General features: G+C 75.0%; 16 protein-coding genes. 9 read left to right on the top strand and 7 right to left on the bottom strand.

Annotation, left to right across the window (positions count from 1 at the left end; genetic code table 11):
- Positions 1 to 13 precede the first annotated feature (13 nt).
- Positions 14 to 505 carry a hypothetical protein gene (locus ABT345_RS15110; RefSeq protein WP_345088834.1) on the top strand — a complete coding sequence of 164 codons (492 nt, stop codon included), beginning with the start codon at positions 14 to 16 and terminating at the stop codon, positions 503 to 505.
- A complete protein-coding gene (locus tag ABT345_RS15115; RefSeq protein WP_345088837.1) occupies positions 502 to 1362 on the top strand; it encodes a serine hydrolase domain-containing protein in 861 nt (286 codons plus the stop codon). Before ABT345_RS15110 ends, ABT345_RS15115 begins: the two co-directional genes overlap by 4 nt.
- 31 nt (positions 1363 to 1393) lie before the next feature.
- On the opposite strand, the gene ABT345_RS15120 is transcribed toward ABT345_RS15115, so the two are convergent.
- Together ABT345_RS15120 and ABT345_RS15125 are read right to left on the bottom strand one after the other, a co-directional pair.
- A complete protein-coding gene (locus ABT345_RS15120; protein WP_386460229.1) occupies positions 1394 to 2380 on the bottom strand; it encodes a helix-turn-helix transcriptional regulator in 987 nt (328 codons plus the stop codon).
- Between the two features lie 240 nt (positions 2381 to 2620).
- Positions 2621 to 3997: a diacylglycerol/lipid kinase family protein gene (locus tag ABT345_RS15125; RefSeq protein WP_345088843.1), complete on the bottom strand. Its 1377-nt coding sequence runs from the start codon at positions 3995 to 3997 to the stop codon at positions 2621 to 2623.
- 483 nt (positions 3998 to 4480) lie between these two features.
- On the opposite strand from ABT345_RS15125, the gene ABT345_RS15130 reads away from it, so the two are divergent.
- From ABT345_RS15130 to ABT345_RS15155, 6 genes are all read left to right on the top strand, one after another.
- On the top strand, positions 4481 to 4849 hold the full coding sequence (locus ABT345_RS15130) for a hypothetical protein (protein WP_345088846.1): 369 nt from the start codon (positions 4481 to 4483) through the stop codon (positions 4847 to 4849).
- A gap of 129 nt (positions 4850 to 4978) precedes the next feature.
- Entirely contained in the window at positions 4979 to 6133 is a 1155-nt protein-coding gene (locus ABT345_RS15135) for a PLP-dependent cysteine synthase family protein (protein WP_386460225.1), read from the top strand.
- Positions 6130 to 7383, top strand: coding sequence for an MFS transporter (locus ABT345_RS15140; RefSeq protein ID WP_345088849.1), 1254 nt, complete (start codon positions 6130 to 6132; stop codon positions 7381 to 7383). The genes ABT345_RS15135 and ABT345_RS15140 overlap by 4 nt, the downstream gene beginning before the upstream one ends.
- Positions 7384 to 7670: 287 nt before the next feature.
- Positions 7671 to 8285, top strand: coding sequence for a hypothetical protein (locus tag ABT345_RS15145; RefSeq protein ID WP_345088852.1), 615 nt, complete (start codon positions 7671 to 7673; stop codon positions 8283 to 8285).
- A gap of 101 nt (positions 8286 to 8386) precedes the next feature.
- On the top strand, positions 8387 to 10030 hold the full coding sequence (locus ABT345_RS15150) for a multicopper oxidase family protein (RefSeq protein ID WP_345088855.1): 1644 nt from the start codon (positions 8387 to 8389) through the stop codon (positions 10028 to 10030).
- Positions 10031 to 10247: 217 nt separating this feature from the next.
- Positions 10248 to 11195, top strand: coding sequence for an NAD-dependent epimerase/dehydratase family protein (locus ABT345_RS15155; protein WP_345088858.1), 948 nt, complete (start codon positions 10248 to 10250; stop codon positions 11193 to 11195).
- Between the two features lie 161 nt (positions 11196 to 11356).
- Here the strand turns inward: ABT345_RS15155 and ABT345_RS15160 are convergent, their stop codons facing one another.
- On the bottom strand, positions 11357 to 11902 hold the full coding sequence (locus tag ABT345_RS15160) for a DinB family protein (RefSeq protein ID WP_345089674.1): 546 nt from the start codon (positions 11900 to 11902) through the stop codon (positions 11357 to 11359).
- A 149-nt stretch (positions 11903 to 12051) separates the two neighbouring features.
- Here ABT345_RS15160 and ABT345_RS15165 point away from each other — a divergent pair, with 149 nt between their 5' ends.
- On the top strand, positions 12052 to 13014 hold the full coding sequence (locus ABT345_RS15165) for a helix-turn-helix transcriptional regulator (RefSeq protein ID WP_345088861.1): 963 nt from the start codon (positions 12052 to 12054) through the stop codon (positions 13012 to 13014).
- Positions 13015 to 13054: 40 nt separating this feature from the next.
- Here the strand turns inward: ABT345_RS15165 and ABT345_RS15170 are convergent, their stop codons facing one another.
- The 4 genes from ABT345_RS15170 to ABT345_RS15185 form a co-directional block, all read right to left on the bottom strand.
- Positions 13055 to 14464 (bottom strand): lanthionine synthetase C family protein, encoded by a 1410-nt coding sequence (locus tag ABT345_RS15170; protein ID WP_345088864.1) that lies wholly within the window; start codon positions 14462 to 14464, stop codon positions 13055 to 13057.
- A complete protein-coding gene (locus ABT345_RS15175) occupies positions 14461 to 17694 on the bottom strand; it encodes a lantibiotic dehydratase (protein ID WP_345088867.1) in 3234 nt (1077 codons plus the stop codon). Before ABT345_RS15175 ends, ABT345_RS15170 begins: the two co-directional genes overlap by 4 nt.
- Positions 17695 to 17807: 113 nt before the next feature.
- Positions 17808 to 17936, bottom strand: a complete 129-nt coding sequence (locus ABT345_RS15180; protein ID WP_345088870.1) for a hypothetical protein — start codon at positions 17934 to 17936, stop codon at positions 17808 to 17810.
- A gap of 867 nt (positions 17937 to 18803) precedes the next feature.
- Positions 18804 to 19361, bottom strand: coding sequence for a TetR/AcrR family transcriptional regulator (locus tag ABT345_RS15185; RefSeq protein ID WP_345089677.1), 558 nt, complete (start codon positions 19359 to 19361; stop codon positions 18804 to 18806).
- Positions 19362 to 19390 lie beyond the last annotated feature (29 nt).

Raw genomic sequence — 19390 nt, forward strand, 5'->3', positions numbered from 1 at the left:
AGGCGACGGCTCGATGGTCGGTCTCTTCTGGATCGACGGCGCGGGCTGCTGGCTCGGCGCCGCCCCCGGCGAGGAAGCGGAAGGCATCCGGCTGACGGACGAGGGCCCGGAGGTGGTCGGAGCCTCGGGCACGGCCCTGTCCTGGGCGCAGATCCAGCAGGTCACCGTACCGAACGCCCCTGCCCGCTCGGCGTTCCGGCGCGGTCTGAGCACGGCCATCGGCCTGGCCGCCGCGATGACCGGCTTCGGCGATTTCGAGACACCGCCGCTGATGACCGTCTGCCTCACGCACGACGGCGGCGTAAGCGAGCACCACGTTCCCACCGCCGCGTCCCCGGCGTACACGGAACGCGAGGTGGCGCTCTCCCACGCCCTGCTGGACCGCTTCGTGGCGGGTGAGGCGAGCCCGTCCCTGCTCACGGAGTGGTGGCGGTCCGCCGGCGGTTGCGCCGCCCTCAAGCCGGCGGAGCGCGAGGCGCTGCTGGAGGGGTGGTGCGGGCGATGAGCCTCTGGCCCGCCCGCCGGGTACCGCTGTGCGTCCTGCGCCCGGGGCAGGAGCCCCGGGTGGAGCACGGCCACGCCCCGGACACGCTGGTCGAGTTGGGCTCGCTGACCAAGGTGCTCACCGGTACGGCGCTGGTCCGGATGGCCGCGGCGGGGCTGTTGGAGCTGGACGACCCGGTGGAGCGCCGGCTTCCGAAGGCGGAGCCCTGCGGCATCACGCTGCGGCACCTGATGGAGCACACGTCCGGTCTGCCGCGGCTTCCCCCGGGGCTCTCGGGGCCCCGCCGGGATCCGTACGTGTCCTTCACCCCGCAGGCGCTCACCCAGTTGCTCGGGCGGCTCGGCAAGGCCGCGGTGCGCCCCGCCGGGCAGGAGGAGGAGTACTCCAACTTCGGGTACGCGGTGCTCGGGGCGGCGCTCTCGGCGGCCGCCCGGCAGCCGTACCCGGAGGTGGTGCGCACCCATGTGCTGGCGCCCCTGGGGGTGGCCGACGAGGTGACGGCGGTGCCGCCCGCCGGGCCGGCGCTGCGGGCGGTGGGACGCTTCGGGCGGGAGCGCGCGCCGTGGAGCATGGGCGGGGCGATTCTGCCCGCGGGCGGGATGTGGGCGACGCCCCGCGCCCTCGCCGCCCTGGTCACCGGGCTGCTGGTGGAGCGGCGGCTCGGCGAACCCGCGCCGACCTGGCAGACCGCGGGCCGGCTGCGCTGGCACAACGGTGCGACGCGGGACGCCTCCGTCTTCGCCGGGGCGCTCGCCGGCACCGGGGAGTGGGTGGTGGTCCACCGGCTCGGCGGCTCCCCGGAGGAGACGGACGCGCTCGGTGTCCGTCTCCTGGAGGAGAGCGCGGGCCGCCGGTGAGAGGTCCGGGCCCCTCACCGGCGGCCCGGGCTCAGATCCAGCCCCGCTCGCGCGCGATCAGCGCGGCGTGGGCCCGGTTGGCGGCGCCGAGCGACGTCAGCAGATCGGCGATGTGCCTGCGGTACGTCCGCACCGAGACGCCCAGGTTCCGGGCGCCGATCTCGTCCTTGCTGACCTGGCACATCAACTGCAGGACCCGCTTTTCGCCGTCGGTCGGGCAGACGCCCGGCGCGGGCCGGTCCGGATCGGTCAGCGGCTCGGCGCCGTCCCAGATCTTCTCGAAATGACCCTGGACGAGTGCGAGCAGCCCGCGCTCCTGCACCAGGAGCGCGCCGCCCGATGCATCCGCGATATCCGCGGGAATCAGGGCGATGTTGCCGTCGTAGAGGAGAATGCGGGTCTCCCGGCGGTCCGTGACCCGGATCTGCGCGCCCTGCTCCGCCAATCCCTTCAAATAGGCCAGCGTCGGCGGGTGGTGCAGCGCCTCCCGCCGCACGACGTTGCGGATACGCACGCCGCGGCGCAGCGCCCGCAGGTCGAGCGGGTGGGCGTGGGCGATGTTCTCGGCGGAGAGCGCGGTGTACGGCTCCACGGACAGAATTTCCCGCCGGACGAAGAACGCCAGGCTGTCGATGCGGTTCCGTATGTCGGACACGTCACGCAGCCGCTCGACGCCCTGCGCCGCCAGGCCGGCCGGGCCCTGCTCGGCGCGGAGTTCGCCGACCAGGCGGCGGGACTGGGTGATGCCGTGGAGTTCCTGGTGCAGCTCTTGCAGGCGGATGTCGGCGAGCCGGTCGACGGCCGCTTCCGGTTCCAGGGCGAAGTACCTTCCCCCTCCAGCAGTGCTCAGTATGCCGAGCACGCACAGTCGGTCCACCGCTGATTCCGCTTCTTCACGGGATATCAACGAGGTCTCATCGAATTCTGTTCGGGAAGCTCCGGGGTTGCGCAAGAAATAGCGGTAGACATCGCTCTCGCAACCCGAAAGGCCAAGAATAGACATATCGCTTCTGAGCATATTTTCCCCCAAGCCAACGCGACAGGATCGCAAACTGATACTCGCTGGTCAGGCGAGTAAGAAGGCATGGGTTGACCTTACCATTCACCATTCAAAACTTTGCCGAGTTATTCCGGATCCATGCCGAATGGCGTGACCTTCGCAGCTACCGGTGGTACGCCTGGGACGAGGGTGTTCTCCAGAACGCCGGAATGCGCCCGTAAAAGTGACCCTCATCACCGGGAAGCATCTTTTCTCCGCTCACCCGCCCCGTCCCCGAGCCAGCCGTGCCACCCGGCGCCAGTCCATGGGCGGGCTCGGGGCGACGGCTCCCGGGCGGTTGCGGGGGACGCGGACGCGCAGGGCGCGCGGGCGGACGGTGCAGACGACCGGGGTGGGCATGCGGAGGGCCTCGCCGTCGACGGCGACGGGGAGGTCGGCGGCGGGGGCGGTGACCGTGACGCGGTGGGCGGTCAGGACGGTCAGGGCGGTGGACCGCTCGCCGAGCACGGCCAGTTCGGCGGCGCCGGCGGCGCCCGCCACGCGGATGCCGAGGACGCCGAGCGTGCCGGTGTCGAGGTGCGGGCGGCGGCCCGCGGCGCCGAGGTCGTCGGGGGAGGCGTACGGGTTGTTGCTGATCAGCAGGGCCTGTTGGGAGGTGAGGGTGGCGGGCTCGGAGTCCGCTGCGTACGCCGGGGGTTCGAGGTGGCCGTCGAGGCGGGGGCCGCGGGCGCCGGTGAGGAGGTCGGGCATGAGGGTGAGGGCGGTGCCCGCCTTGGCGTTGCGGTATTCGGGGCGTTGGACGACGTCCGCGTAGACGCCGAACGAGACGGTGTTGACGAAGGCGCGGCCCGCGACATCGCCGAGGTCGATGCGGAGGTCCTCGCCGTCGGTGAGGGCGTCGAGGCAGCGGACCGGGTCGGTGCGGTCGAGGCCGAGGTCCAGGGCGAAGTGGTTGCGGGTGCCGGCGGGGATCACCACGAACGGCAGGTCGTGGGCGGCGGCGACCGCCGCGACCAGCGCCTGGGTGCCGTCGCCGCCCGCCACGCCGAGCAGGTCCGCGCCGTCCGCGACCGCCCCACGGGCCAGCGCGGCGGCATCGGCCGGGGCATCGGGGTCGAGCAGGATGACGCGGGCGCCCAACTCCTCGGCGCGGGCGGCGAGTCCGAAGCGGCCGACCTTGCCGCCGCCGGATCGCGGGTTCATGATCAGCACCGGGCGGCGCGCCCGGGGCGCGGGGGCCGGGCGGCGCGGCCGTCTGCGGTCCGCCAGCCGCAGCGCCAACTGTGCGCAGGTCAGCGCCGCGGCCCAGCACACCAGCAGGCTCAGCGCGGTGAGCCACAATCCGGCGAGGGTGAAGAACGCCAGGACGGCGGCGGGCGCGGCGAAGGCGACGCACGCCCCCAGCAGCCGCACCACGCCCCGGTACGCGACGAACCACCACACGCCGACGGCGCAGAGGCACAAGCCGGCGAGCCCGGAGACGATGACCGCCAGGCCGCCCTCGCCCAGCGCGAGGAACAGCAGGGCGACGACGCCGAGCGCCGCCAGCACGGCCAGCCGGGCCAGCAGCCGTGCGGCCGCGCCGCCGCCGGAGCCCGCCGCGCGCGTCGCGCCGCCGCCGCCCTCGCCCGTCATGCCTCACCTCTCCGCCGTCCGCCCCCAACCTGCCCGCGCCGGGCCCGTACGGCATCCGGGCCCGGCCGGGCGGGTGAGACCCGAGGCGGAAGGGGCGATTCCCGGCCGTGTTCGAACCTGTTCGCACTGGCCCGAATCCATGGCGTCGCCGCTCGGCGCGGGGGCGCTGGGCCGCGGCGGCGCCGCCCGGGCACGGCATCCGCTCCCGTCTTCCGTACCGGGGAAAAGCCGCAGGCCGGCGGCATGCCGGGCGGCGCGGAACCGCCTGCGGACCGTGCGCCGTCCGCCTCTCGTTCGCATGTTCTTCCCGCCCGCTACCGGCCCGCGTCACCGTGCGGCCGCACCGGTCGCCGCCTGGGACCGCGAGATCCGGCGACCATTTCGGCCCTCATCTTGACGAATACCTTATGTAAGGGATCAGGTACGTTGAGCGACGTGATCTCTGGGGTGTTACGCGCCGTGCGGCGGCCCGGGCGGTGGCCCGTGGCCGGTCTGTTCGTGGTGCTCGCCGCCCTCGTCCATCTGCTCGGCTGCGCCCACGGCCCGGCGCCGGAGGCGGGGGCGCGGGTGGACTCCCTCACCGTGTCCGCCCGGTGGGCCGTGGACGCCGTGGCGCCCGCGGCCGACACCGTGCACCGCTCCCCCGGATCCGAGACGGAGCACTGCCCCGGGGCCGACGTGCCCCCGCGGCTCCAGCCCGAGCAGTCCCTGGCCTTCCCCGACGGCGTCCCGGCCGAGCCGGGCGTGCTGCCGTCCGTGGCGGTGCCGGCGGGCCGGCCGGTCCCGGCGACCGCGGGCACCCGTGCGCCCCCGCCGCGGGAGCGGTCCGTGCTGGGAGTGTGGCGGATCTAGAAGGGGCCCGTGTCGGCCGGGCGTGCGGTCCTCCGCGCGCGCCGGGCGACGACGACGCGCAGGCCACCCTTCTCTCCGGCCGTGTGCGGCCGTGCGCCGCGCCGGCCGGCCGTCGAAAAGAGAACGACGATGCACACCGTCAGTGCCATGACGTCCCCCTGCCCGCCCGCCGCGCTGCCGACCGTCTCCGCGCCGTCGGCCCGCACCCCCGCGGGGCTGGTCGGCAACACCCCGCTGATCTGGGTGGGCGAGCCGTTCACCGGCCCGGGGCACGGCTTCTGGGCGAAGCTGGAGGGCGCGAACCCGGGCGGGATCAAGGACCGCACCGCCCTGCACATGGTCGGCGAGGCCCGCCGCCGCGGCGAACTGCGCGGCGGCGCCCCGATCGTGGAGTCCACCTCCGGCACCCTGGGCCTCGGGCTCGCCCTGGCCGGGATCACCTACGGGCACCCCGTACGGGTGGTGACCGACCCGGGCATGGAGCCGATGATGCGCGAGCTGCTGACCGCGTACGGCGCCGAGGTCCATCTGGTGGACGCGCCGCATCCGGTCGGCGGCTGGCAGCAGGCCCGCCGCGAGCGGGTCGCCGAGCTGCTGGCCGCCGGCCCCGGCGCCTGGTGCCCGGATCAGTACCACAACCCCGACAACGTCTCCGCGTACCGCCCGCTCGCCCATGAACTCGTCACCCAACTGGGCCGGATCGACGCGCTGGTGGTCAGCGTCGGCACCGGCGGCCACTCCGCCGGGGTCGGTTCCGTCCTGCGGGAGTTCTTCCCCCGGCTGCGGATCGTCGGGGTGGACACCACCGGCTCCACGATCTTCGGGCAGCCGGCCGCGCCCCGGCTGATGCGCGGCCTCGGCAGCAGCATCCATCCGGGGAACGTCGCCTACGACCTCTTCGACGAGGTCCACTGGGTGGCCGCCCCGGAGGCGGTGTGGGCGGCGCGCCGGCTGGCCCGCTGCCACTACGCGACCGGCGGCTGGAGCGTGGGGGCGGTCGCCCTGACGGCGCGATGGCTGGCGGCGACCATGCCCGCGGAGTCGCGGATCGCGGCGATCTTCCCGGACGGTCCGCAGCGCTACACCGGCACCGTCTTCTCGGACGCGTACTGCCGTGAGCACGGGCTGCTGACCACCGCGCCGCCGAGCGCACCGCAGGAGATCGCCGACACCACCGAGCGCATCGTCACCTCCTGGACCCGCTGCACCACCGTGACCGATCCGCTGGGCCGGAGCGCCGTACCGGCCGGCGCCGCCCCGCACGCCGCGGTGGTGGCGCCGTGACGACGCTGCTGCGGACCATCCGGTCGTTCCCGCCGAGCGCCCAGCTGCTGATGGTCAATCAGTTCGCGATCAACCTCGCGTTCTACATGCTGATGCCCTACCTCGCCGCGCACCTCTCCGGCGAACTGGGCCTCGCCGCCTGGGCGGTGGGGCTGGTGCTGGGCGTGCGCAACCTCTCCCAGCAGGGGATGTTCCTCATCGGCGGCACCCTCGCCGACCGCTTCGGCTACAAGGTGCCGATCATGGCCGGGTGCCTGCTGCGGACCGGCGGGTTCGCCCTGCTGGGCTGGGTGGACGCGCTGCCCGCGCTGGTCATCGCCTCGGCGGCGACCGGGTTCGCCGGGGCGCTGTTCAACCCGGCCGTCCGCGCGTACCTCGCGGCCGAGACCGGGGAGCGGCGGGTGGAGGGCTTCGCCGCCTTCAACGTCTGCTACCAGGGCGGCATGCTGCTCGGCCCGCTCGTCGGACTGGCGCTGCTGGCGGTGGACTTCCGGCTGGTGTGCACGGTGGCGGCCGCGGTGTTCGCGGTGCTGACGGCGCTCCAGTGGCGGGCGCTGCCGCAGCGCCGCGGTGACGACGCCGATGCGGGCGGGGCGCCAAAGGGCGTGCTGCGGCAGTGGCGGCAGGTCGCGGCCAACCGCCCGTTCCTGCTGTTCTCGCTGGCCATGATCGGTTCGTACGTGCTGACCTTCCAGGTCTATCTGGCGCTGCCGCTGGCCGCCGACAGCGCCCTGGGATCGGCGGGGACGAAGGCCACCAGCGGGCTCTTCGTGATCTCCGCGGCGGTGGCGGTCTGCGGGCAGCTGCGGCTGACCGGCTGGGCCAGGAAGCGGTGGAGTCCGCAGGGTGCGCTGGTGCGCGGGCTGGCGCTGATGGGCGCGGCGTTCCTGCCGCTGGCGGTCGCGGGCGACGCGGCCGTCGCGGTGCTCGCCGCGCTGGTGGCGGCGGTGGTGCTGCTGGCGGCGGCGGGTGCGGTGGTCTACCCGTTCGAGATGGAGACCGTCGTCTCGCTGTCCGGCAACCGCCTGGTCGCCACCCACTACGGCCTCTACAACACCGTCTCCGGGCTCGGCATCACCCTGGGCAACCTCGCCACCGGCGCCCTCTGGGACTGGGCGGCCCGCCACCACGCCCTGTGGCTGACCTGGGCCGCGCTGACCGCGACGGGCCTGGGCTGCGCCGCCGCCGTCGCGGCCCTGGCCCGTACGGGACGGCTCGGCGCACCGGAGCCGCGTCCGGTGCCGGCCTGACGCCGGCGGTGCCCCGCGGCGGGGCGGGCCGTGCGCCTGCTCCGCCGCGGGGCGCCGGGCCGATCCGGCCGACGGCGGGGGGCGCGTGGCCGCGGGGCGCCGGGCGGGCGTGCGGCCCGCACCGCCGCGCGGGTCCCTCGCCGGGTGCACCCGGCGACGGGCCGCGTCCGCTCCGTCCCAGGTCACCGGCGGTATCCGCCCCGCGCCGCGCCCCGTTACGCCGTCCGTATACCCCCTCCCGGTACGATCCGGGGCGACGGGTCGGCGGACGTACGGGAGGTCGCGAAGTGGCCGGGCAGCGGAGCGGTACCGCCCTGTGCGGCCGGCTGCTGCTCTTCGCCGCGCTGCTCTTCGGCATCGTCGCCATGCACAGCCTCGGCCACTGCGCCGACCACCCCGCCGCCGGGGAGTCCGCCATGGCCGCCTCGGCGCACCACGGCGGCGGGCCGGAGCCGATGGCCGCCGCCCGGATGTCTCCCGCCCACGCGTCCGCGGACCTGCCCGGGGGGACGGCCTCCGGGACAACGGCCTCCGGGACCGCGGTACGGGACGGCGGAGCCACGGCGGCGGACCGAGCCATGGACACGGCCTCCGGGACGGCGATGCGGGGCGGCGGGTCCGCGGCGGACATGCCCATGGGCACCGCCTCCGCGACCGCGCCGGAGGACGGCGCCGCGCCCCGCGCGCACGCGCCGCTGCCGCTCGGCGGGGCCGATCCGGGAGCCGTCTGTCTGGCGGTGCTCGGCGCGGTCGCCCTCGTCACGCTCGGAGCGGCCCTCGCCCGCCGGACCGCGGACGGAGGCGCGGCCACCGCGCTCGCCCGGCTCCCGCACGCCCTGTGGCCGATCCCGCCGCCCCCGCACGGCATACTCCTCGCCCGGATCTCGGTGCTGCGCCTGTAGGAGCGCGCCCCGCCGCCCCCGGCTGCCGTCACGGCACGCCCCGGGGGCCGGCAGCCGTGCGCTCCCCTTTTCCCGCACACCGATACGAGGTGCTTTTCCGCATGCGTACCCCCACCCGCCGTTCCGCCCTCGGCGCCGGCATCGCCCTGGCCGGCGGCGGTCTGCTCGCCGCCTGTTCCAGCTCCGCCCCGGACGACTCGGGCCGTGGCGCCGCCCGCGACTACGTCTCCCCCAGCGGCAAGGAGGTCGCCGCCGCCGAGTCCGCGCGCAGGCCCGGCGCCGTCCGCAAGGTGCGGCTCACCGCGACCCCCGCCACCCTGGACCTGGGTGGCCGCACCGTGCGCAGCTGGTCGTACGGCGACGAGCTGCCCGGCAAGGAGATCCGGGTGACGGCCGGGGACACCCTGGAGGCCACCCTCGCCAACCACCTCCCGCAGTCCACCTCCGTCCACTGGCACGGACTCGCCCTCCGCAACGACATGGACGGCACCCCGGGCCTGTCCCAGCCGGCGGTCAAGGCGGGCGCGTCGTTCACCTACCGCTTCGCCACCGCGCACCCCGGCACGTACTGGTTCCACCCGCACTCGGGCGTCCAGCAGGACCGCGGGCTGTACGCGCCGCTGATCGTCGAGGACCCCAAGGAGCCGCTGCGGTACGACAAGGAGTGGGTCGTCGTGCTCGACGACTGGGTCGACGGCGTGGACGGCAGCACGCCCGACGCGGTCCTCGCGGAGCTGCGCAAGGGCATGGACATGGACCACGGCGGCATGGACCACGGCAACATGGACCACGGCGGCATGAAGATGGAGCACCAGGGCATGGACATGAGCCTGGGCCGCTCCGGCGCGGGCCGGGTGACCACCGCGTCTCTGTCTACCGGGACCGCCGCCCGCAAGGGGCCCGGCGGCTCGTCCGGCCCGTCCCGGATGATGATGGGCGCGACCAGCGACCTCCTCGGCGGCGACGCCGGTGACGTCGCCTACCCGTACTACCTGGTCAACGGCCGTACGGCGGACGATCCGCAGACCTTCCGCGCCAAGCCCGGCGACCGCGTCCGCATCCGCTTCGTCAACGCCGGCGGCGACACCGCCTTCCGCGTCGCCCTCGGCGGCCACCGGATGACCGTCACCCACACCGACGGCTTCCCCGTCGCCCACGCCGAGACGGACGCGCTGCTGCTGGGCATGGGCGAGCGCTACGACGTGCTCGTCACCGTCAAGGACGGCGTCTTCCCGCTCACCGCGCTCGCCGAGGGCAAGAAGCAGAGCGCGCGGGCGCTGCTGCGCTCCGGCGGCGGCGCGGCGCCGAAGCCGTCCGCCCGCCCCAAGGAGCTGGACGGAAAGCTGCTGCGGGCCGATCAGCTGACGGCCGATGCGTCGGTGCGCCTCAAGCCCGGCAAGCCGGACCGGACGATCGAGCTGCGGCTGACCGGTTCGATGGAGAAGTACGACTGGGCCATCAACGGCAAGCCCTACGACCCGGACCGGCGTTATCCCGTCCGCGCGGGCGAACGCGTCCGGCTCTCCTTCGTCAACAACACCACGATGTGGCACCCGATGCACCTGCACGGCCACACCTTCTCCCTCGGCTCCTCGGGCCCCCGCAAGGACACCGCGATCGTGCTTCCCGGCCGCACCGTCCACGCCGACTTCGACGCCGACAACCCCGGCCTGTGGATGCTCCACTGCCACAACGTGTACCACTCGGAGTCGGGGATGATGACAGTGCTCGGATACCTGAAGTAGCCCCGATTTTGCGGGAGTTGAGCCCCTAGGGGGCGTGGGCGGGCCGGGATTCCTGCGGTCCGCCCACGCCGGCATCGAAGGCGGCGGGCCGGGCACGGAGAGACGTCCGGGCACCGGCCCGGGCGGTGGCTGAATACGCCTGCTCCGGGCGGCCGTTGCGGAGCGCGGCCGCCTCGATCGGGGTCCGCCTGTCACACCCCCGCGTTACTGTGCCCGCGTGAGCATTCATGTCGTTATGGGGTACGGGCCCGCCGGGGCGGCCACTGCGCAGCTGCTCGTCGAGAAGGGCCACACGGTAAAGGTCGTCACCCGGACGGGGCGCGGACCGGAGGCCGGGATCGAGCATGTGGCGTGCGACGCGGCCGACACCGCGCGGCTGAAGGAGGCCGTGCGGGGCGCCGAGGTGATCCACCAGTGCGCCGCGCCGCCCTATCAGCGCTGGGGGCGGGAGTGGCCGGGGCTCGTCTCGTCGGTCTGCGCGGCGGCCGAGGAGAGCGGCGCGATCCTCGTCATGCTGGGGAACCTCTACGGGTACGGGCCGGTCGACGGGCCGCTGACCGAGGAGCTGCCGGCGGCGGCGACGGGCGTCAAGGGCCGGGTGCGGGCCGCCGGTTGGGAGCAGGCGAAGAAGCTGCACGACGCCGGGCGGATCCGGGCGGTCGAGGTGCGCGCCTCGGACTTCTTCGGGCCGGGCGTGACCGACGGCGGGCATCTGGCCGGGCGGGTGCTGCCGCGGCTGCTGGCCGCCAAGGCGGTCTCGGTCCTCGGCGATCCGGACGCGGAGCACAGCTGGACCTATGTGCCGGATGTGGCGCGGGCGATGGTCGAGGTGGCGGGCGAGGAACGGTCCCTGGGCCGCGCCTGGCACGTGCCGACGTCGACCGCCCGTTCGGCGCGGGAGATGGTGGAGCGGCTGACCGGCCACGCCGGCAGCGAGCCGGTCGAGGTCAAGAAGGTGCCGCCGCTCGCGCTGGCCCTCGGGGGGCTGTTCTCCCCGATGCTCCGCGAGCTGAAGGAGGTCCGGTATCAGTTCGACCGCGGTTTCGTCATGGACGCGAGCGCCTACGAGGCGGAGTTCGCGGTCCGGGCCACGCCGATCGACGAGCAGATCGGCGCGACGGTCGACTGGTGGCGGAGCCGCCTGGAAGGCGCCGCGGGGAAGTGACCCCGGGGCGCCCCGGAGATCACTTCAGGGGCGCCCGCCCGGACGGTCCGCGCCCCGCGGCGCACCACGCGCCGGGCCCGCGCCATGTACGGCGTGGGCCCGGCGCGTGATCGTGAAAGCGCGCGCCGCCCGGCGGTTCGCGCTCAGCCCATGGACATCGCTCAGCCCATGGACTTCTGGCCGTCGAGCGTCTCGCGGATGATGTCGGCGTGTCCGGCGTGCTGGGCGATCTCGGCGATGAGGTGGAGCACCACCCGGCGGGCCGACCAGCGGGTGCCGGGCTCGAACCACGGGGCCGGCGGAAGCGGCTGGTCGGCGCCCAGATCGGGCAAGGAGGCCAGCAGTTCGTCGGTGTCGTCGGCCGCCTTGGCGTACGCGTCGAGGACACCGGCGAGCGTCTCCCCGGGCAGCATCCGGAAGTTGTCGGCCCGCTTCTCCCAGTCGGCCTCGGTCATCTTCGTGAAGTCGGGCATCGCGGACGCGCCTTCGACGAGGAAGCGTGCCCAGGCGCGCTCCACCGAGGTGACGTGCTTGATCAGGCCGCCCACGCACAACGCGCTCGCGGTCGGGGCCGCTCCGGCCTGTTCGTCGGTGAGGTCGCGGGTGGTGAAGCGCAGGAAGTGGCGCTGCTTGGCGAGGGCTGCCAGCAGGTCGGCGTGCTCCCCGGTGGCGGCCTGCGGGGTGGTGGCGTGCTGTTCGGCGGTCATCGAAGCGCCCTCCTTGGTGGTCATCCGGTCGAGCCGTCCGCACGGCACGGTCAGCCGTGCCATCCTGGCGGTTCGTTCCCTCGGTCGTCGACCACGTTAGAAACCATTGCGGCCACTTTCCGTCCGCAATGCCGGGGAGAATCGCGGGCATGGCGAACACCAGCTCCCGGACCCTGCGGCTGCTCTCCCTCCTTCAGACCCACCGCTACTGGCCCGGCACCGAGCTGGCCGAGCGGCTGGAGGTCTCCGCGCGGACGCTGCGGCGGGACGTCGACCGGCTGCGGGAGCTGGGCTATCCGGTCGAGGCACGCCGCGGCGTCGACGGCGGCTACCAGCTCGCGGCCGGGGCGGCACTGCCACCGCTGCTGATCGACGACGAGGAGGCGGTGGCGCTCGCCGTCGGGCTGCAGGCCGCGGCGCAGGGCGCGATCGAGGGCATCGCCGAGTCGTCGGTACGGGTGCTGGCCAAGGTGGTGCAGGTGATGCCGGGGCGGCTGCGGCGGCGGGTGGAGGCGCTGCGGGCGATGACGGTGCCGGCGCAGTGGGGTCCGGACGCTGCGGACGTCGAGCCGGAGGCGCTCACCACGGTGGCGCTCGCCTGCCGGGACAGCGAGGCGCTGCGCTTCTCCTACACCGCCGCCGACGGCCGCCGCACCGAACGCCACGTCGAGCCGCACCGGTTGGTCTGCCCCGGACGCCGCTGGTACCTCGTCGCGTACGACCTGATGCGGCACGACTGGCGCAGCTTCCGGGTCGACCGGATGACCGGGCCGCTCAGCACCGGGGAGCGGTTCCGGCCGCGCGAGCTGCCCGCCGAGGACGCCGCCGCGTTCGTCCGCGCCGGGCTGGGCAACCGGCCGGGCCCGCACCGGGCGGAGGCCGTGGTCGAGGCCCCGGCGGAGACGGTACGGGCGCGGGTCGGGCGGTGGGGCACGGTCGAGGAGATGGACGGCGGCCGCTGCCGGGTGGTGCTGACGGCGGACGCGCTGGACTGGCCGGCGATGGTGCTGGGGACGCTCGGGGCGGACTTCCGGGTGGTGGGGCCGCCCGAACTGCGGGAGATGGTGCGGGAGTTGGGGGAACGGTTCGGGAGGGCGAGCGAGGAGGGGTGAGGACGCGGGGGGCCGGTGCCCTTGCCCGGTCCCGTTCCTCTCAGCGGAGCAGGAAGGCCGCGTCCCAGGAGGTGCGGGGCGGGGCGTCGGTGGCGTAGGCGTGGAGGGCGAGGGCGATACCGGCGGCGCCGCTGAGCAGACCCGGACCGGCCGGGGTGCCGCCCCCTACGGGATCCGGGGGCCCGGGGCGCTCCGAGGCCGGCGCGGTCCGGGCCCCGTAGGGGAGGTCGGGGTCGGCCGTACCCTCCCGGGCCGCCGGGGGCCTCGGCCCGTAAGGGACGTCGGGGTCGGCCGCGGCGGCCACCGCGGGGAACCCGTAGGGGAGTTCGGGGTCGTACGCCGCGACGAGCCGGGCGGCCAGCGCGTCCCGGTGGTCCGTGAGCCGGGGGTGCGGGGTGTCCTCGGTGAGCGTGTGGCACAGGTGCAGCAGGCCCGCGTGGCCGTGGCAGAAGGCGTGGTCGGTGACCCGGCGGGGGCGGTCGAGGTCGTCGGCGAGAGCGTCGGCCGCGAGGATGCGCAGCCCGGTGTCGCCGAGGGCGCGTCCGGCCTGGTGGAGCGCGGCGGCGGTGGCCGGGGTGCCGTAGCACCAGGCGGTGCGGCCCGGGGCGGGCGGCTCGGTGCCGTACCGCTCCAGGGCCGTCCACGCGGGCCAGCCGCCCGCCTCGGTGCGGTGGGCGAGGAGTTCGGCGACGAGAGCGGTGACGGCCTCGCGCAGCCCGGGCACGGACACGCCGTCGCGCAGCGCGGCGGACAGGACGGCGAGCGGGCCGCTGATGCCGTGCGCCAGGCCGAAGTTGACGTGGCCGCGGGGGTATTCCGGGTGCGGGTCCCCGGGGGCGCCGGGGCCGTCGGGGGACCACCAGCCCGGGACCGGCGCGCCGTCCCTGGTCAGCGGGCGGGTGAGCCGGACCAGGTAGGTCAGGGCCGCGGCCGATGCCTCGGGGTGGGTGGCGCGCCGGAGCAGCAGCAGCCGGGTCAGTCCGGTGATCCCGTTGATCAGGTCGTAGCGCCAGTAGCCGACGCCGGCGCGGCCCGCGTCCAGCCGGGCGCGCTCCGGCTCCAGGGCGCCGCGGGTGACCCGGTCGAGGGCGGTGTCGAGCCGGGCGAGCAGACCGGCGTAGTCGTCCGGGGTGCGCCGGGCCGCGTGGGCCGCGAAGGCGAGGGCCGGGACACCGCCGCGGAAGAGCGACTGCGGGGGGCCGCCGGTCAGCAGGGCCGCCCCGGCGGCCAGATGGGCGTGGGCGGCGCGGCGCAACTCCGGTGCCTCGTGGCTGAGTTCGGCGCAGAGCAGCGTCATCGCGGGGTGGCCGTCGTCCAGGCTCGACGGGGCGCGGCCGGGGGCCTGGGCGAGTGCGCCCTCCGGGTCGGCGAGCCGCTCGGCGATCGCATGGGAGACCGCGGCGGCGCGGGCGCGCGGGTCCGGGGCCGCGGTGGCGGGCGACGGGGTCATCGGCCGTGCCTCCTGCGGTCGGTGTGGGCCTGTGCGGCGCCGCGGGCGACGGCGTGGGCGAGGAGTTCGCCGGGGCGGTCGATGCCGATGAGGCGGTTGTGGTGCATGTGCAGCAGGGAGCTGAGTATCCGGTCGGGGTCCGACCAGTTGCGCTCTCCCAGGTCGCGCAGGAGGGCTCCGTAGTGGGCGGTGGCCTCGGCGCGCCGCTGCCACAGGGCGCGCAGCGCGGAGTCGGCGCCGTCCGCCGGGCCCGCGCGGTACGGGTCGATCAGCGGCAGGGCCGTGCGGCGGCGCTCGCGGAAGCCGCGCTGGCGCTCCTCGTCCTTGGGGATCGTCCGCAGCAGCCAGTCGGCACCGGCGGACGGCGTCGCCGCGTCCGCCGGGTGGAAGGCGCGGGCCAGATCGGCGAGGCCCGCGGCGGCGACCAGCAGCGGTTCGGTGGTCTCGCGCCGGGTGTGGCGGCGGCGCAGATGTTCCAGGACGGCGACGCTGTCGGCGTGGAAGACCCGCTCGGCCGCCGCCATCGCCTCCGGGCCGCCGTACCGCTCCAGCTCCGGGTCGTACATGTCCCAGACCGCGCGCCGGGTCAGCCCGGCGGAGTGCAGTGCGGTGGTGGCCGCGTTCAGCCGCGGCTGGAGGTCGCGGGCGAGCGCGGCGGCCGGGCCGTGGAAGCGCAGCCGCAGGTGGGGGCCGTCCCCGTCGGCGTAGCGCAGGAAGAACCAGCGGTCGACCGCGTCTGGCAACCCGCCCAGGAGCGGGGCGAGGTGGGCGGCGAGGAGTTCGTCGTGGCGGTCGGCGGGGGCGTACAGGGAGAGGTGGAGCCAGTCGCCGCCGGGGAGGTGGACGGTGCCGGGCGCGCGGCGGGGTGCGGGGCGGCGTGCGGCGCTCGGCTGCGCGCCCCCGGCGAGCGCCTCGGGGACGGCGCGCAGCGGGACGACCACCTCGGCGTGGTGCGGGCCGTCCGGTCCGCGCAGCCAGCCGTCGGGGACTCCGGCGGAGTCGGCGGGCGTCTCGCGGATCTCGCAGGGTTCCTTGCGGGTCAGCTCGTGCCGCAGCAGCCGCGGATGGCCGGGCAGGGCGAGGTCGAGCTGGACGAACCGGTCGGCGCGGCCGACCTGGACCCGGTCGGGCACGCGCCACCGCGCCTGCCAGCCACGGAACAGCTCCCACCAGCGCGCGAACGGCAGCTCCTGGTCGCGCAGCGCCTCGTCGGGCCGCCAGCGCGCCGGGGAGAGCACGGTGCGGCCGTAGCGGACGCGGGGCACCTGCGGCAGGACGAGGGCGCCGCCCCAGTTCCACCCCTGCCAGCGGCGGCGTCCGGTGTCGGCGATCTCGCAGAGGAAGCGGGCCATGTTGGGCATGTCCCACTCCTGGTTGAGGACGTGGAAGACGGCGGGTCCCACGGGCCGGCCGGTGGCCCGCTCCACCAGGTGGAGCCGTTCGAGGTCGGACCGTACGGCGAGATCGCGCGGGTCGAGGACGGCCGGGTCGCCGGGGTCGGCGAAGCAGCCGACGGGCAGCACGTGCTCCAGCCGGCGCGGGGCCTGGGAGACGTTGGCGACGCGCGGGCGGCTGGGCCGGAAGGCGACCTGCGCGGAGAGCGTTTCCGGGTCGGCCGCGGTGCCGCCGGTGCGGGCCAGGGCTGCGACGGCCTCCCCGTCCGGCCCGTCGAAGAGGTACCCGAACCGGCCCGGCAGCCGTCCTGCCTGGGTGACGGCGTTGGCCAGCACGAACCGGAAGTCGCCGCGGGCCAGCGCCTCCGGGCCGGCGGCGTGCAGATGGCCGAGGAGTTCCAGCGACTCCGGCGGCCGCCCGGCGTCCTTCGCCAGCAGGCGTACGGCGGGGTGGTCGTCGTCCAGCACCACTTCGGACGCGCCGGAGAGCAGCGCCTCCTGGGCGAGGGCGGCGAGGATCTGGTCGCGGTCCCGGTCGGGCGCCGGGGGCGGCGCGGTGCGGGTGCTCGACGGGCGGCGGTAGCCGGCGGGCGCCCCGAGGCCGGTGTCCGGGTCGAGGAGTTCGGTGAGCGGGACGGCCCGTTCGGTGCCGTAGCGGTCCAGGAACGCCTGCTGGTATTCGCGCAGGTGGGCGGGGCCGCCGTCGTCCGGGCACAGCCGCCACAGCAAGGTGGCGGCGCGGGCGGCCTCCTCGGCGACGGCGGCCGGCAGCCGCACCCGGGCGTCGAGCGCCACATCGACATGGAGCAGATCGGTGCCGGGGCGCAGCCGCCGCATCCGGTCGGTGACCGCCCGCAGTTCGGCCCGCCCGCCGCCGAACGGCCGCCCGGCGTAGTACGCCATCTCCTTCTGTACGGCGGCGAGTTCGGCTCGCTCGGGCAGCGCCTCGGGGGTCATCGTGGCGCAGATCCGCAGGACGTGGCCGAGCGGATCGGTCTCCTCCAGGGGCGGCCGGGCGTCGGTCAGCAGGACTTCTTTGCCGATGAGTTGGGCGAGGACGCCGTCGACGGCCGCCGTGGTCGCGCCGGGGAACCGCGCCAGCAGCTGTTCGGCCAGCGCGGAGCCGAGGACCGGGCGGTGCGCCAGCTCCAGGACGGCGGCCACCACCCGCGAATTCTTCAGGCTGACTCCCTGAACGTTCCGGGAGCCGTGTTCCGCGGCGTCCGCGTCGGCGGACTGCGGCAGATAGGGCAGGATCAGCCGGTCGCCGCGGACCCGGCACAGCGCGTTGGCCACGAGGCGGAGCTGCCGGAACACACCGGGGCGCTGCTCCCAGTCGGCGACGAGTCCGGTCAGCCAGGCGCGGTCGGGGCGCACCGCGCGACGGTGCGCGGCGCCGAGGTGCGCGACGGATGTCCCATCGGGGGCTTCGGGGGCGTCGGCGGCGGGGGCCTCGGCGGCGGGCCCGGCGGAGGCGTCGAAGGCGGCGGGGGCGACGCCGGCCATCAGCCCGAACGGGGTGGCGCGGGTGCTCATCCGCAGGCGGTAGGCGGCGAGGGCGCGCGCGGCCCGGCGCATCCGCTCCGGATCGGCGTCCCCGCCGGCGTCGACGACCCGGGCGAGCAGTCCGGCGAGCGCGGGGCTGGCGATCTCGACGGCCTCGCGGAGCAGCGGGTCGGCGGCGAGCGCGCGCAGCGTTTCCGCCGGGTCGCCGGACCGGCCGTCCCCGTCGGCTCCGGGCGCGGGCACCGCGGTGCGGGCCGCCGCCACCGGGCGTACGGGAGCGCGCAGCATGCCGATGCCGGCGGGCTGGAAGAGGGAGTGCTGCTGGGACACCTGGGCGGGCTCCTCGTCTGAGGCGGCACCGGGTCCCGGGCCGCTACCGGGTACGGCTCACACGGTGCGGGGCCCGGCGGCGCGATGCCGCCGGGCCCCGGGCTGCCGGTGGTTCAGCAGCAGCAGGTCATGCCGGTGGCGGTCGGGGCGGTCTCCGCCTTGGCGGCGGTCGCGCCGTCGGTCTCGTCGTCGAAGATCTCGCGGATGTCGAGGTCGAAGTCTTCCAGCATTGCGGCGGGCATATCAGTTCTCCTGTCGTGGGAATTGAGAGGTGCACGCGGCAGATAAAGGACTCGAACGGGGCGGGAGGAAGAAACCCATCGCCTTTATCGGAAGCTGCGCTGCCAGCCAGGTGACCGGGCGCCGTAACCGTAGGACCGGCGAATCTGCACTGTCAACAGTTCCCCGGGAGTTAACGCCCCGCTTACTTCACGCACCGCCGCGCATCCACCCATGTCTCGTTATCGAGCCCGAGTCCAAAGCAGCAAAAACCGGACCCCGAGGCCGAGTGGAATTTGATTCGTAAATTACACACGGAAAGGATTAGGGGGACTTCCCGTCACTCCCGTGAATTCAATCCACCGTTTTTCTGGTACGCATGCCCGGCCACCCTCCGGGGACATGACGGGGACCGCATGCCCCCTTCCGGGGACGCGGATCTGCCCCCGTTTTCGGTGACATCCGCGGACCCTCCACAGGGATGGGTGCAGGTCAGGCGGGAAGCGGGGACACACCCGGTCGCGGGCGGACCGCCGGCGGGCGTTGGCGGATCCCACCGACCCCACCGCCACGGCGCGGCTTTCGCCTCTCACGCTTCTCCCGCAAATGACGGATGCCCGGCGGCGAGGGTGCGCGGCGGGCAGGCGGATGAACGCGGCACACAAGTACTCGCCGGTAAGAGAGGGAAGCCCGACCACGCAAAGTGGATTACGCGTTACGGCGGGTAATGTGGCGTTCATGCGGGGCATCGCATTCACCACGGATGCGCGGCATGGGAAGTGGCTTGGGCGGCCGACCTCTGGGCCCCGCCGCACACGAGTATTTCCGGAGTAATTCCGGCTCCACGGGCATCAGGGGTCCGGCCGCGCCCCCGCAATCCTCCGCAATCGTCAGGCGGATTCGTCCGGTGCGGTGAGGGCCGTTTCGACGAGGTGATCGGCGTATTCGGCGGTCAGCGGGTCGGGGCGGAACAGGATGCGGTACATCATCGGGGCCACCACGAGGTCCATGACCTTCTCCACGGGCGGGGCGGTCTCGCCGCGGTCCAGTGCGCGGGCGAGGATCGTCTCGACCTGACCGGCGGCGTACGCCGAACACTGCCCGGCGTTGGAGCCGTCGGGGTCGCCGAGCAGCGCGTCACGGACGTAGGCGCGGCCGGGCGGCGAGGCCATCTCGTCGAGGAAGTGCCGTGCCCAGGCGGTCAGATCGGCGCGGAGCGCGCCGTGGTCGGACGGCGGCTCCTCGGGGCGCAGCCGCTCGACCGCGACATCCGACAGCAGCTCGTGGAGGTCGCCCCAGCGGCGGTAGATCGTCGACGGGGTGACGCCCGCGCGGGCGGCGATCGCCGGGACGGTCAGCTTGGCGCGGCCCTGCTCGGCTTCGAGGTCCCGCACGGCGGCGTGCACCGCCTCCTGTACGCGCGCGCTGCGCCCACCGGGGCGCGCCATGGGCTTGGGACTCATGACGCCACCTTAAA

It is taken from the genome of Streptomyces sp. NPDC000404 (assembly GCF_040300365.1).
Taxonomy (GTDB): Bacteria; Actinomycetota; Actinomycetes; order Streptomycetales; family Streptomycetaceae; genus Streptomyces; species Streptomyces ramulosus.